Below are 12,886 nucleotides of genomic sequence, written 5' to 3'. Positions count from 1 at the left end.
TCACGCCGGCAGCTTGAAGTCGGCGACCGAGCGCCGCAGATCCGCCGCCAGCTGCGCCAGCCGTCCGATCGATTCGGCGGTCTGGCCGGCACCCTGCGAGGTCTGTCCGGTGATGCGGCGGATCACGTCCATCGTCTGGGTGATGTCGGTCGCCGCGGCGGACTGCTGGTGCGCGGCGATGGAGATGTTCTTGATGAGGTTGTTGAGCGCGTTGGAGACGCGCTCGATCTCGGTCAGCGCGGTGCCGGCGTCCTCGGCCAGGCGCGCGCCGGACACCACTTCGGAGGTGGTCTGCTCCATCGAGCTGACCGCTTCGTTGGTATCGGCCTGAATGGTCTGCACCAGGCCTTCGATCCGGCGCGTGGCGCCGGAGGTGCGTTCGGCCAGGCGCTGCACTTCGTCGGCGACCAGCGCGAAGCCGCGGCCGGCCTCGCCCGCCGAGGCGGCCTGCACCGCGGCGTTGAGCGCCAGGATGTTGGTCTGCTCGGAAATGTCGTTGATCAGTTCGACGATCGAGCCGATCTCCTGGGTCGATTCGCCCAGGCGCTTGATGCGCTTGGAGGTTTCCTGGATCTGGTCGCGGATCTGGTCCATGCCCTGGATGGTCTCGCGGACCACGCCGGCGCCCTCGGCGGCGATCACCACCGAGCGCTGCGCCACTTCGGCCGACTCGCTGGAGTTGCGCGAGACCTGTTCGATGCTGGAGGCGATTTCGTTGATGCGCTCGGACGCCGAACCGATCTGCTCGGCCTGGTGGCCGGCGGCCTCGGCCAGCTGCAGCGCGGTGGCCTGGGTTTCCTCGGTGGAGATGGCGACCTTGGCCGAGGTGTCGTTGATCGTGGTGACCAGGTGGCGCAGTTCGTCCACGGCGTAGTTGATCGCGTCGGCGATGGCGCCGGTCATGTCCTCGGTGACCGAGGCCTTGACGGTCAGGTCGCCTTCGCCGAGCGAACTGATTTCGTCGAGCAGGCGCATGATCGCCTGCTGGTTGCGGCTGTTGTATTCGACCTGGGTCTGGTAGCGGATTTCCTGGTCGCGGGTGCGGCTGCGCACCGAGGTCCAGACGAAGCCGATGATCGACAGCAGCGCCAGCAGGCCGGACACCACGCCCAGCCAGAAGTTCGGAAACAGGCGGGTGTCGCGGGTGGAGCCGAACGCGGAGAACGCATCGAACAGTTTCTTGCTGTCGTCGAGCATCTTGTCCGAGCCGGCGGTCAGCGCCGCGGCCGAGGATTGCGCGGCGAACAGGCTGCGCGAGCTGGCCAGCAGCGCGTCCAGGTCCTTCTTCATTTCCGCCCACTGCGCCTGCGACTGCTCCAGCGCGGCCAGCGCGGCGGCGTTGCGCACCGGCGCGATGCCCAGTTCCTCGTTGCCGTTGCGCAGGCCTTCGAGCATCTGCCCGAACACCACCGAGTCGCGCGCCAGCGCATCGCCGGCGCTGGCCGCGCCGCTGCCGCCCGCCCGCATCTCGGTGACGCGGCGGGCCATGGTGCCGGCCACCACCACCTGCTGCAGGGTGTTGTAGATCTGCGCGGCGGGGGCGCCGCCGACGGTCATCGCGCGCACCACCTCGTTCAACTGCGCCTGCAGCTGCGGCACGCCGCCGACGAAGCGCTCGGCGTTGCCGGCCAGCGCCAGCACCGCCGGCTCGCTGTCCACCACCTGCTGCGCGTTCTTGCCCAGCGGGGTCCAGGTGCGGTTGAGCTGTTCCAGCGGGCCGGCGATGCCGGTCTCGTTGGCATAGCGCGCGTTGAGCGCGGCGACGGTGCTCTCCACCCGCGCCTTGGTCTGCTTGAATTGCTTGTAGGTGGCCGCGTTGCCGGAGACCGCGTCGCGGCCCTGGTTGGCCAGCTGCTGCGACAGCACCTGCAGGTCGGCCGCGCCGGTGCTGGCGCCGGCCAGGCGGTTGCCCTGCCAGGTGGCCACGCCGGTATTGGCGCCGAACACGATCAGCGACAGCGCCAACAGGCCCAGCCAGAAACTCGTCCCCACGCTGCCAAGCTTGCTGGCCTTGGGGGCGTCCGGTGCAGTACTCATGATTCGACCTCGATCTTCGATGCGAAGGCAGGCCGCGCCCTCAGGCGGCGGCTTGACGGAATTCGGGTGTACGCGACAGCAGCGACAGCGAGAACACGCCCCAGTCGTGGGTGTCGCCGCGGAACGCGCGGTCGACGAAGTGCGCGTAGCGGCCCTGCGCCAGGTCGCCGGGCTCCACCGCCTGCGACTCGACGAAGCTGCGCTGGCCGAACAGTTCGTCGATGGTCAACGCCACGTCGCCGCCGCTCTGGCGCATGATCAGCACGCGCTGGCCTTCCAGCAGCGAGGTGCGCTGGCCTTCCATGAACTGCTTCAAATCGACCACCGGGAACAGGTTGCCGCGCAGGTTGCCCACGCCCAGCAGCCACGGCTGCGCGCCCGGCACCGGGGTGATCGGCGGCATGCGCACGATTTCCACCACTTCGCGGAAATCGGACACCAGATGGCGGTTGCCGACGCGGAAGCCGACCCCGCGCCAGATGTCCTCGTCGAATTCGCGCTCGGGCATCTGCACCGCATGCGCCAGGCTGCGCCGCTCGTAGGCCTCGAGAATGTCGAAAGGCGACCGCACGTCAGCCGACCAGCTGGTTGATGCGGGCGATCAGTTCGTCTTCGCGCGGCGGCTTGACGATGTAGTCGGTGGCGCCCTGGCGCATGCCCCAGACCTTGTCGGTCTCCATGCTCTTGGTGCTGATGATCAGCACCGGGATGTGCCGGGTGGCTTCGTCGCGCGACAGCGCGCGGGTGGCCTGGAAGCCGCTCATCCCCGGCAGCACCACGTCCATCAGCACCAGGCGCGGCGCCTGCTCGCGGACGATCTTCAGCCCGTCCTCGGCGTTGTCGGTGGCGAGCACCTCGTGCCCGGCTTTTTCCAGCCACTGCGTAAACACCGCCCGGTCGGTCGGTGAGTCCTCGATCAACAAGATTCGAGCCATGGTGCCTTTCCCCCTGGTCAGGCGTTGACGTATGTACGGATCGCGCCCAGCAGTTCTTCGCGTGTGAAGGGTTTGGTGAGGTACTGCTCGGAACCGACGATGCGCCCGCGCGCCTTGTCGAACAGGCCGTCCTTGGAGGACAGCATGATCACCGGCGTCGCCTTGAACAGCTGGTTGCCCTTGATCAGCGCGCAGGTCTGATAGCCGTCCAGCCGCGGCATCATGATGTCCACGAAGATGATCTGCGGTTGCTGATCGGCGATCTTGGCCAAGGCCTCGAAGCCGTCGGTGGCGGTGACCACCTCACACCCCTCGCGCTTCAGCAGCGTTTCGGCAGTACGACGGATCGTCTTCGAGTCATCGATCACCATGACCCTCAGTCCTGCGAGTTCCCCACCCGCAGTCGTGTTTTCACTCATTCACTTGCCCCCAGGCGCGCGACGCTTCATCGGTTCCGACGTCGCTGCGAAACGACATGTATCCCAAGACCCGCTCGGACTGTCAAGGCCGCCGCCACGGCTCTGCGTTGTGTCACTTTCCAGCGCTAACTATGTCACAGTTTGATTGCCGCCGCAGGGCAGCGCACGGCCCCGTGCCGCCGCCCTTGCGCACCCCCGCCGCCGACCCGCTACCATCCTCCGTTCAGTCCCCCGGGTAACGCCATGTCGTTCGATGTCATCGTGGTGATGGATCCCATCGCCAGCATCAAGATTGCCAAAGACACTACCTTCGCGATGTTGCTGGAAGCGCAGCGCCGCGGACATCGCCTGCACTACGTGCGCCCCGGCGGGCTGTCGCTGCGCGAAGGCCGCGCGCTGGCCCAGGCGGCGCCGCTGCAGGTCCGCGACGACAAGACGGGCTGGTTCGAACTGGGCGCGTTCGCCGAACTGGCGTTCGGTACCGGGCAGGTGGTGCTGATGCGCAAGGACCCGCCGTTCGATTCGGAATTCCTGTACGACACCCACGTGCTGAGCGTGGCCCAGCGCGCCGGCGCGCAGGTGATCAACGACCCGCAGGGCCTGCGCGACTTCAACGAGAAGCTGGCCGCGCAGCTGTTCCCGCAATGCTGCCCGCCGACCCTGGTCAGCCGCGACGCGGCCGCGCTGAAGGCGTTCGTGCTCGAGCACGGCCAGGCGGTGCTCAAACCGCTGGACGGCATGGGCGGGCGCTCGATCTTCCGCAGCGGCACCGGCGACCCCAACCTCAACGTGATCCTGGAGACGCTGACCGACGGCGGCCGCACCCTGGCCCTGGCGCAGCGGTTCATTCCCGACATCAGCGCCGGCGACAAGCGCATCCTGCTGGTGGATGGAGTGCCGGTGGACTACTGCCTGGCGCGGATCCCGCAGGGCGACGAATTCCGCGGCAACCTGGCCGCCGGCGGCCGCGGCGAAGGCCGCCCGCTGAGCGAGCGCGACCGCTGGATCGCCGCCCAGGTCGGCCCGGAGATGAAGCGGCGCGGCATGCGCTTCGTCGGCCTGGACGTGATCGGCGACTTCCTGACCGAGGTCAACGTCACCAGCCCGACCTGCGTGCGCGAACTGGACGCGCAGTTCGGGCTGAACATCGCCGGACTGCTGTTCGACGCGATCGAGGCCTACCCGGCGCGATGAGCGCGGCCGCCGCGACGCCCGCGCCGCGCATCGGCGAGCGCGACAGGCTCGGCGCCACCCTGGTGCTGTCGCTGATCGTGCACGGCCTGCTGATCCTGGGCGTGGGCTTCGCGATCGACGACGACGCCCCGCTGGTGCCGACCCTGGACGTGATCTTCAGCCAGACCAGCACGCCGCTGACCCCGAAGCAGGCCGATTTCCTGGCCCAGGCCAACCAGCAAGGCGGCGGCGACCACGACAAGGCGCAGCGCCCGCGCGACAGCCAGCCCGGCATCGTGCCGCAGCAGCACGACGGCCTGGCGCCGCAGGCGCTGCGCGCACGGACCGCGGCGGCGGCACCGGAGCCGACCCCGCGCGTGGTCAGCAGCGCGCGCGGCGAACAGCCGCAGCCGGCGCCCCAGACCAAGCCGCGCACCGACGCGCCGACCCAGCCGGTAGATGCGCTGCGCGAGCAACGCGATGCGGAGATGGCGCGCCTGGCCGCCGAAGTGCACCTGCGTTCGGAGCAGTACGCCAAGCGCCCGAACCGCAAGTTCGTCTCCGCCAGCACCCGCGAGTACGCCTACGCCAATTACCTGCGCGCCTGGGTCGACCGCGCCGAGCGCGTCGGCAACCTCAACTACCCGGACGAGGCGCGCCGGCAGCGGCTGGGCGGCCAGGTGGTGATCAGCGTCGGCGTACGCCGCGACGGCAGCGTCGAAAGCAGCCGCATCCTGCGTTCCAGCGGCGTGCCGATGCTCGACGCGGCGGCGCTGCGGGTGGTGCAGCTGGCACAACCGTTCCCGCCGCTGCCGCATACCGAAGACAACATCGACATCCTGCAGGTGACCCGCACCTGGGTGTTCCTGCCCGGCGGCACGCTGCGCGACGACCGCTGAGCGCCGCGCTGTAAGCCCCTCTCCCATCGGGAGAGGGGTTGGGTGAGGGTACGGCCGGCACGGATCGCCTGCCGGCACCGGACCTCCGAGGCTTCACCCGTACCCTCATCCGCCCCTGCGGGGCACCTTCTCCCGATGGGAGAAGGGAACAGCTGGCCTTTTAGAGCCCCTCTCCCACCGGGAGAGGGGTTGGGGTGAGGGTACGGCCGGCACGGATCGCCTGCCGGCACCGGACCTGCGAGGCTTCGCCCCGTACCTCATCCGCCCCTGCGGGGCACCTTCTCCCGATGGGAGAAGGGGAGCCGGATTGCACCGCGTGGCGCCACATGCGCCCGCATGCCAGCAACCGAAATAACGATTGGTGCCGGCGACATAACCACGCGGCATTTCTGAATAGGCGTCACATTAAGGTTAATGGTGGCGGGGAACGTTACCGCACACCGCATCATCAAGGACGAGTGGATGGGGGGTCGGCGCGCGCGTCCCTTGCCCCCACCCACCCGAGCCGCTTCCTCCATGAAAAAGCACACCCTCCTTCGCAGGCCCGGCCTGCTCGCGCTGGCACTGAGCGCCGCCCTCGCTGCGCCGGCCGCCCTGGCCCAGTCCACCACCGGCACCGTCGCCGGCCAGGCGCCGGCCAATGCGCAACGTGTCCAGGTCCGCAGCGACAGCGGCCTCACCCGCGAAGTCGCGGTCGATGCGCGCGGCCGCTACAGCATCGGCCAGTTGCCGCTGGGCACCTACACCGTCGTCGCCAAGGGCGCCGACGACGCCGTACTCGGCAGTCGCGAGGGCGTGGGTCTGACCGTCGGCGCGGTCACCGACGTTTCCTTCGCCGCGGTCACCAGCCTGACCGGGGTCACCGTCAGCGCCGACCGCGCCGCCGCCGCGATCGACGTCAGCAGCGTGGACTCGCGTACGGTGATCAACGCCGAACAGCTGCAGCGGCTGCCGCTGGGACGCTCGGCCGAAGCGATCGCGCAACTGGCGCCCGGCGTGGCCGGCAACAGCGGCAGCGGCACCTACATCGGCCCGACCGGCGCGCAGCTGCTCAGCTTCGGCGGCTCCTCGGCCGCGGAGAACGCCTATTACATCAACGGCTTCAACACCACCGATCCGCTGCGCGGACTGGGCGGACTGACCCTGCCCTACGGCAGCATCGACCAGTTGGAGGTCTACACCGGCGGCTACAGCGCCAAGTACGGACGTTCCGACGGCGGCGTGATCAACGCGGTCGGCAAGCGCGGCAGCAACGAATGGCATTTCGGCGGCCAGGCGACCTGGGAGCCGGACGGGCTGCGCTCCTCGCAGAAGGACGTCTACGCGCCCGGCGACGGCAGCCTGTACCGGCCGGACAGCAAGAGCGGTTCCACGCTCAGCACCCAGAGCCTCTACGCGGGCGGCCCGCTGATCCAGGACAAGCTGTTCTTCTTCGGCTCCTACGAACTGCAGCGCCAGGACGGCGACCGCTTCTACGGGGCGCGCGAGACCACCCCGGGCGAGTATTACTACGACTACCACTACCGCCGGCCGAGCTGGTACGCCAAGCTCGACTGGAACATCAGCGACAGCCAGCTGCTGGAAGTCACCGGCGCCTCCAGCCGCTACATCACCCGCGGCACCTACTACGACTACAGCGGCTACGACATCGGCGCGCGGCTCGGCAGCGCCAACACCACCAAGACCGGCGGCGACCTGTGGACCGTCAAGTACACCGGCTACCTCACCGACCGCCTGACCTTCAGCGCCCAATACGGCAAGCAGCATACCGACGACTACACCGGCAACCCCACCTACAACGGCGCGTTGACCTACCTCAGCGGCACCTCGTTCGAGAATCCCGCCTACACCGGCGGCACCCCGATCACCAACGCGCAGACCACCTCGCTGCTGGTCGATCCCGACCGCGGCAACCGCACCGACAACCTGCGGCTGGACCTGAACTACGTCATCGGCGAACACAGCATCACCGTCGGCATCGACAACCAGAACGCACGCGCGCTCAACCGCGGCTCGGTGGCCTCGGGCGACGGCTATTACTGGATCTACGGCCAGTCCAACCCGAACATCCCGATCAACACCGGACTCGGGGTGCCGGCCACCGGCGGCTACGCCAACGGCGAGGACGGCTACTACGTGCGCCGCTACGTCTACAGCGCGCTGGCTTCGGTGCGCGCGGCGCAGCGCGCGCAGTACGTCGAGGACAACTGGCAGATCAGCGACCGCTTCCTGCTCAGCCTCGGCCTGCGCCTGGACCAGTTCACCAACTACAACCGCGACGGCGACGCCTACATCAAGCAGACCAGCGGACAGTGGGCGCCACGCCTGGGCTTCAGCTGGGACGTCGACGGCGACGCGCGCTTCAAGGTCTACGGCAACGCCGGCCGCTACTACCTGGCGCTGCCGCTGAACCCGGCGTTCAATGCCGCCGGCGCCACGCTGGCGACCTCGACCTACTACACCTACGGCGGCATCGACGCCAACGGTTATCCCACCGACCTGACCCAGATCTCCGGCGCGGTTTCCTCCAACAACAACTACGGCATCCTGCCCGATCCCAAGACCGTGGCCACGCAGGGCATCAAGCCTTCGTTCCAGGACGAATTCATCCTCGGCTTCACCAAGGCCTGGGGCGACAGCTGGGTGTACGGCGCCAAGGGCACCTACCGCGTCCTGCGCAGCGGCGTGGACGACTACTGCGACAGCGACACGGTGTTCGCCGCGGCGGCGGCGCAAGGGCATACGGTGACCCTGGACAGCAATCCGGTCAGCTGCTGGCTGATCAATCCGGGCAAGAGCAACACCTTCACCCTGGTGGACACCTCGGGCAACTACGTCAGCGTGCCGCTGAGCAATGCCGAACTCGGCTTCCCCAAGTTCAAGCGCAACTACTACGGACTCAACCTGTCGCTGGAGCATCCGTTCGACCAGCGCTGGTACGGCCGCATCGACTACACCTGGTCGCGCAGCTACGGCACCAGCGAAGGCCAGCTGCTGTCGGGCATCGGCCAGACCGCGGTGTCCACCACCCAGGCCTGGGATTACGCGCAGCTGATGGAGCACACCAACGGCCCGCAGAGCAACGACCATACCCACCAGTTCAAGTTCTACGGCTACTACCAGTTCACCCCCGAATGGCTGGTGTCGGCCAACCTCAAGCTGGTGTCCGGCTCGCCGTTCAGCGCGCTGGGTTCCTACGGCGCCGACCAGAGCGATCCGTCCGGCTATGGCATCGCCTACCACTACTACCAGGGCAAGGCCGCGCCTCCCGGTAGCCAGGGACGCCTGCCATGGATGAAGCAGCTCGATCTGGGCGTGGCGTGGCGACCGGCATACGCCGACCACAAGCTGGCCTTCAACCTGGACGTGTTCAACGTCTTCAACAGCCAGGCCACGCTGTGGAAGTATCCGTATTCGGAAAGCGACCCGGGCGTGAGCGATCCGGTCTATGGCGCCGCGTTCCTGAGCCAGGCACCGCGCTCGCTACGCTTAAGCGTCAGCTACGACTACTGACCGCTAGCGCTCGACGCAGTACGGGATGCCGGCGACCGATCGCCGGCATCCCCGCATGCGTTCATGCCGCCGCGCTGGCCTGGTGCAGGCGATCGGCCAGCGCCACGATCTGCGCCGCGTCCTGCACGCGCGCGCGCCAGGCGGCGGGGATGCCGTCGATGCCGTAGAAAGCGCCGGCCAGCTGGCCGCAGATCGCCGCGGTGGTGTCGGCGTCGTCGCCGAGGTTGGCCGCGCGCAGTACCGCGTCGGCGAAACAATCGGTCGTCGCGAAACACCATAGCGCCGCCGACAACGCATCGACCACGTAACCGGTGCCGCGAATCTGCGCGGCGGGCACCGCGGCATGATCGCGCACCGCCAGCGCACGCAGCGCCGGCGTAGCCAGGGCAAGATCCGGCACCCGCAGCACCTGCGCACGCTCGGCGCCGAGCAGGGCCGCGCGCAACTGCAACGCGAACAGCCGGCAGGCATCCAGCGCTTCGGCGGCGGCATGGGTGGTGCGCGAACTGTCCGCCGCGCGGTCGGCCACCACCTCGGGGCGATGCGCGTAGTACATCGCCACCGGTGCCAGCCGCATCAGCGAGCCGTTGCCGGCCGCGCGCGGGTCGTCGCTGCCGCTGAAGGCCGGGCCGCCGTCCAGATAGCGCTCCAGCGCCTGGCGCACGGTATTGCCGATGTCGAAACACGTGCCGGTGCTGCTCAGGTAGCCATGGCGGTACCAGTTGCAATAGCGGTTCATCTGGTCCGCGGCGTCGAAGCCGTCGCGGTACAGCAGGCTGTGCGCCAGGCACAGCGCCATCGAGGTGTCGTCGGTCCATTGCCCCGGCTGCAGATCGAACGGACCGCCGCCGACCATGTCGTCAATCGGCGCGAAGCTGCCGGGCGCCTTGAATTCCAGCGTTGTCCCCAGCGCATCGCCGACCGCCAGGCCCAGCAGGCAGCCGCGGAAACGCGCGCGCTCGATGTCGGCGGTGCTCATCGTGCGGCCCGCTGCGCCTGCTGCTCAGCCAGGGTCAGGGCGACGTTGTCGCGCAGATAGGCCGGTTCGGCGCGCTCCGGCGCGATCGCGTCGCCGCGCGCATGGGCGGCCAGCGCCAGGGTCAGCACGTCGGTGGCATGCGGCAGCGCCTGCGCATCGACGCTGCGCAACTGCGCATGCAGGCGCCGCTGCAGCGCCGCGTCGATGGCGGCGAAGCCGGTGCCGACGCCGTGCCAGGGCGCATCCGTCTGCGGCAGCACGAATGCGTCCGGGATCAGCACCTGCTCGGGCGTCAGCGCGCGCAGGCCATCGGCATCGCGTACGAACGCCGCCGCGTAGATCTCGCCCATGCGTGCGTCGATCGCGGCCAGCACCTGCGGCGCGTCGGCCGGCGCGCGCAAGGCGAGCGCATGCAGCGTGGACACCGGCAACACCGGCAGGTCCAGCGCCAGCGCGATGCCCTGCGCCAGCGCGATCGCCAGGCGCACGCCGGTGAACGCGCCGGGGCCGCGCCCGAAGGCGACGGCATCGAGCTGGCGGCGCGCGATGCCGGCCTCGGCGAGCAATTGCTCGGCCCACGGCAGCGCCAGTTCGGCATGGCGGCGCGGCGCGAGCTCGAACCGCTCGCGCACCGCGCCATCGACATGCACGGCGACGGAGAGGGCTTCTGTGGAGGTTTCGAAGGCGAGAATTTTCATTGAAAGCCGGGATTGGGGATTCGGGATTGGGGATTCGAAAAAGCGAAGCGAGGAGCAAAAGCGGATGCCGTGCGCGGGGCTAGTCGAACGGCGGTGACGCGATCTGTTCGTGATTGTCCACCCGCGGCGCGGTGTCGGTGCCGAAGAAGCGGCGCACGTCCTCGACGTCGCGGGTGCGCGCGAACGGCGGCAGCGACTCCAGGAAGGTGCGGCCGTAGGATTTGGACAGCAGCCGCGGATCGCACAGCACCAGCACGCCGCGGTCGGTCTCGCTGCGGATCAGCCGGCCCACGCCCTGCTTCAGCGCGATCACCGCCTGCGGCAGCTGTTCCTCGCGGAACGGGTTGCCGCCGTCGCGGCGGATCGCGTCCAGCCGCGCCTCGAACACCGGATCGTCCGGCGCGGCGAACGGCAGCTTGTCGATCACCACCACGCTCAGCGCATCGCCGACCACGTCCACGCCTTCGCGGAAGCTGGCCGAGCCGAGCAGCACGCCGTTGCCGGATTCGCGGAAGCGCTGCAGCAGGCTCGCACGCGGCGCCTCGCCCTGCACGAACAGCGGCCACGGCCCGTCGCGCAACGCCTCGGCGGCTTCGCGCAGCGCGCGGTGCGAGGCGAACAGCAGGAAGGCGCGGCCCTGCGAGGCCTGCAGCACCGGATGCAGCGCGGCGATCAAGGCGGTACCGAAGCCGCGCGCGTTCGGGTCCGGCAGCGCCGGCAGATAGCACAGCGCCTGCCGCGCCCAGTCGAACGGGCTGGGCTGCAGCAAGGTCATCGGATCGCTCAGGCCCAGCCGCGTGGCGATGTGCTCGAAATCGCCCTTCACCGCCAGCGTGGCCGAGGTGAATACCCACGCCGCCTGCGACTTTTCGCGGTGCAGGCGCAGCGGGCCGGACACGTCCAGCGGGGTGCGCTGGCAGCGGAAGCCGCGCGCGCTCAGTTCGTACCACAGCACGTCGCTGGACGGCGGCGCCGGCTCGGCGTCGAAATCGGGGATCGGCGCGTCGTCGCCGAGCCAGTGGCCCAGGCGCGTGCGCATGTCCTGCGCGCGCGCGGCGCAGGCATCGAAGCCGGGGGAGGCCTCGCGCAGCGATGCCAGGCTTTCCTGCAACCGGGCCAGTTCCGCCAGCAGCGCATCGAAACCGTCGCGCACCTGCGGCTTGGCCAGCAGCCGCCATTGCGTGCCGCGGGTCGGCAGCCCTTCCATCGCCGCGCGCAGTTCGCGCAAGGCCTGCTCCAGCGCCTGCACCGGCGCCTGCAGGCTGGCCAGCGCGCCGGCGACGTGGCGGCTCTCGGCCACGCAATCGCGCGCCAGTTCCTGCAGCGGACGCATGCCGAAGCTCTCGCCGAAGAAGTTCGCCGCCAGTTCCGGCAGCTGGTGCGCCTCGTCGATGACGAAGGCCTGCGCGCCGGGCAGGATCTCGCCGAAGCCCTCCTGCTTCAGCGCCAGGTCGGCCAGCAGCAGATGGTGGTTGACCACTACCACGTCGGCCGCCTGCGCGCGCTGCCGCGCCTGCACCACGAAGCACTCGCCCCAGAACGGGCATTCGGTGCCCAGGCAGTTGTCCATGGTCGAGGTGACCATCGGCAGCAGCGGCGAATCGTCGGGCAGCGCGTCCAGCTCGGCGATGTCGCCGAAGCGGGTGCGCCCGCCCCAGGCGACGATGCGCTGGAACTGCGCGATCTGCTCGCGCGCGGTGAAGCGCGGCTCGCCCTTGGCCTGTTCCAGCCGGTACTTGCACAGATAGTTGGCGCGCCCCTTCAGCAGCGCGCTGTTGAGGCCCACGCCCAGCGCCGCCCGCACCCGCGGCAGGTCGCGGTGGTAGAGCTGGTCCTGCAGCGCGCGGGTGCCGGTGGAGACGATGGTCTTCAATCCCGACAGCAGCGCCGGCACCAGATACGCATAGGTCTTGCCGGTGCCGGTGCCGGCCTCGGCGAGCAGCACGTCGCGCTGCTCGAACGCCTCGGCGATGGCCGCGGTTAGCCGCAGCTGCGCCGCACGCGGCACGAACGCATCCAGCTGGCGGGCGAGCGCACCGCCTTCGCTCAGGGCTTCGGTGCTGGCGTGGGCGAGGGACATTAAGGGGCCGGGATTGGGGATTCGGGATTGGGGATTCGCGAAGCGGCACGTCGGGTTTCGCTATTTAGTGCGCCCACCGACGCAACGATATAGGCCTGCCACAAACAATCGAACCGCCGCCGCTTTTACCAATCCCGAATCCCGAATCCCGAA

General features: G+C 69.2%; 10 protein-coding genes. 3 read left to right on the top strand and 7 right to left on the bottom strand.

What is annotated here, in order from left to right; genetic code table 11:
* The 4 genes from AB3X08_RS06370 to pilG are packed head-to-tail and all read right to left on the bottom strand — an operon-like array spanning position 1 to position 3,391.
* Complete coding sequence (locus AB3X08_RS06370) at positions 1-2,037, bottom strand: methyl-accepting chemotaxis protein (protein ID WP_369936998.1); 2,037 nt, start codon at positions 2,035-2,037, stop codon at positions 1-3.
* A gap of 40 nt (positions 2,038-2,077) precedes the next feature.
* Positions 2,078-2,608 carry a chemotaxis protein CheW gene (locus AB3X08_RS06365; protein WP_184410806.1) on the bottom strand — a complete coding sequence of 177 codons (531 nt, stop codon included), beginning with the start codon at positions 2,606-2,608 and terminating at the stop codon, positions 2,078-2,080.
* Position 2,609: 1 nt separating this feature from the next.
* Entirely contained in the window at positions 2,610-2,972 is a 363-nt protein-coding gene (locus tag AB3X08_RS06360) for a response regulator (RefSeq protein ID WP_184410807.1), read from the bottom strand.
* Between the two features lie 17 nt (positions 2,973-2,989).
* Positions 2,990-3,391, bottom strand: coding sequence for a twitching motility response regulator PilG (gene pilG, locus AB3X08_RS06355; protein WP_003472648.1), 402 nt, complete (start codon positions 3,389-3,391; stop codon positions 2,990-2,992).
* 243 nt (positions 3,392-3,634) lie between these two features.
* Between pilG and gshB the strand changes: the two genes are divergently transcribed.
* The 3 genes from gshB to AB3X08_RS06340 all read left to right on the top strand — a co-directional run bounded on the left by gshB (position 3,635) and on the right by AB3X08_RS06340 (position 8,976).
* Positions 3,635-4,585, top strand: coding sequence for a glutathione synthase (gene gshB / locus AB3X08_RS06350; RefSeq protein WP_369936996.1), 951 nt, complete (start codon positions 3,635-3,637; stop codon positions 4,583-4,585).
* A complete protein-coding gene (locus tag AB3X08_RS06345; RefSeq protein WP_369936995.1) occupies positions 4,582-5,463 on the top strand; it encodes an energy transducer TonB family protein in 882 nt (293 codons plus the stop codon). Before gshB ends, AB3X08_RS06345 begins: the two co-directional genes overlap by 4 nt.
* A gap of 516 nt (positions 5,464-5,979) precedes the next feature.
* Positions 5,980-8,976 carry a TonB-dependent receptor gene (locus tag AB3X08_RS06340; RefSeq protein WP_369936994.1) on the top strand — a complete coding sequence of 999 codons (2,997 nt, stop codon included), beginning with the start codon at positions 5,980-5,982 and terminating at the stop codon, positions 8,974-8,976.
* Between the two features lie 61 nt (positions 8,977-9,037).
* On the opposite strand, the gene AB3X08_RS06335 is transcribed toward AB3X08_RS06340, so the two are convergent.
* The 3 genes from AB3X08_RS06335 to AB3X08_RS06325 form a co-directional block, all read right to left on the bottom strand.
* Entirely contained in the window at positions 9,038-9,955 is a 918-nt protein-coding gene (locus AB3X08_RS06335; RefSeq protein ID WP_369936992.1) for an ADP-ribosylglycohydrolase family protein, read from the bottom strand.
* Positions 9,952-10,653, bottom strand: coding sequence for a tRNA (adenosine(37)-N6)-threonylcarbamoyltransferase complex dimerization subunit type 1 TsaB (gene tsaB / locus AB3X08_RS06330; protein ID WP_369936990.1), 702 nt, complete (start codon positions 10,651-10,653; stop codon positions 9,952-9,954). The genes AB3X08_RS06335 and tsaB overlap by 4 nt, the downstream gene beginning before the upstream one ends.
* 79 nt (positions 10,654-10,732) lie before the next feature.
* Positions 10,733-12,733 carry an ATP-dependent DNA helicase gene (locus AB3X08_RS06325; protein ID WP_369936988.1) on the bottom strand — a complete coding sequence of 667 codons (2,001 nt, stop codon included), beginning with the start codon at positions 12,731-12,733 and terminating at the stop codon, positions 10,733-10,735.
* Positions 12,734-12,886: the final 153 nt, after the last annotated feature.

This window comes from Xanthomonas sp. DAR 34887 (assembly GCF_041245805.1).
Taxonomy (GTDB): Bacteria; Pseudomonadota; Gammaproteobacteria; order Xanthomonadales; family Xanthomonadaceae; genus Xanthomonas_A; species Xanthomonas_A tesorieronis.
Note: the sequence above shows the minus strand (reverse complement) of the source record. Positions and strands in the feature narration are given on the sequence as shown.

Coding starts and splice junctions, on each gene's coding strand:
- AB3X08_RS06335 (WP_369936992.1), bottom strand. CDS start 9,955: ATGAGCACCGCCGACATCGAGCGCGCGCGTTTCCGCGGCTGCCTGCTG.
- tsaB (WP_369936990.1), bottom strand. CDS start 10,653: ATGAAAATTCTCGCCTTCGAAACCTCCACAGAAGCCCTCTCCGTCGCC.
- AB3X08_RS06345 (WP_369936995.1), top strand. CDS start 4,582: ATGAGCGCGGCCGCCGCGACGCCCGCGCCGCGCATCGGCGAGCGCGAC.
- AB3X08_RS06360 (WP_184410807.1), bottom strand. CDS start 2,972: ATGGCTCGAATCTTGTTGATCGAGGACTCACCGACCGACCGGGCGGTG.
- gshB (WP_369936996.1), top strand. CDS start 3,635: ATGTCGTTCGATGTCATCGTGGTGATGGATCCCATCGCCAGCATCAAG.
- AB3X08_RS06325 (WP_369936988.1), bottom strand. CDS start 12,733: ATGTCCCTCGCCCACGCCAGCACCGAAGCCCTGAGCGAAGGCGGTGCG.
- pilG (WP_003472648.1), bottom strand. CDS start 3,391: ATGAGTGAAAACACGACTGCGGGTGGGGAACTCGCAGGACTGAGGGTC.
- AB3X08_RS06340 (WP_369936994.1), top strand. CDS start 5,980: ATGAAAAAGCACACCCTCCTTCGCAGGCCCGGCCTGCTCGCGCTGGCA.
- AB3X08_RS06370 (WP_369936998.1), bottom strand. CDS start 2,037: ATGAGTACTGCACCGGACGCCCCCAAGGCCAGCAAGCTTGGCAGCGTG.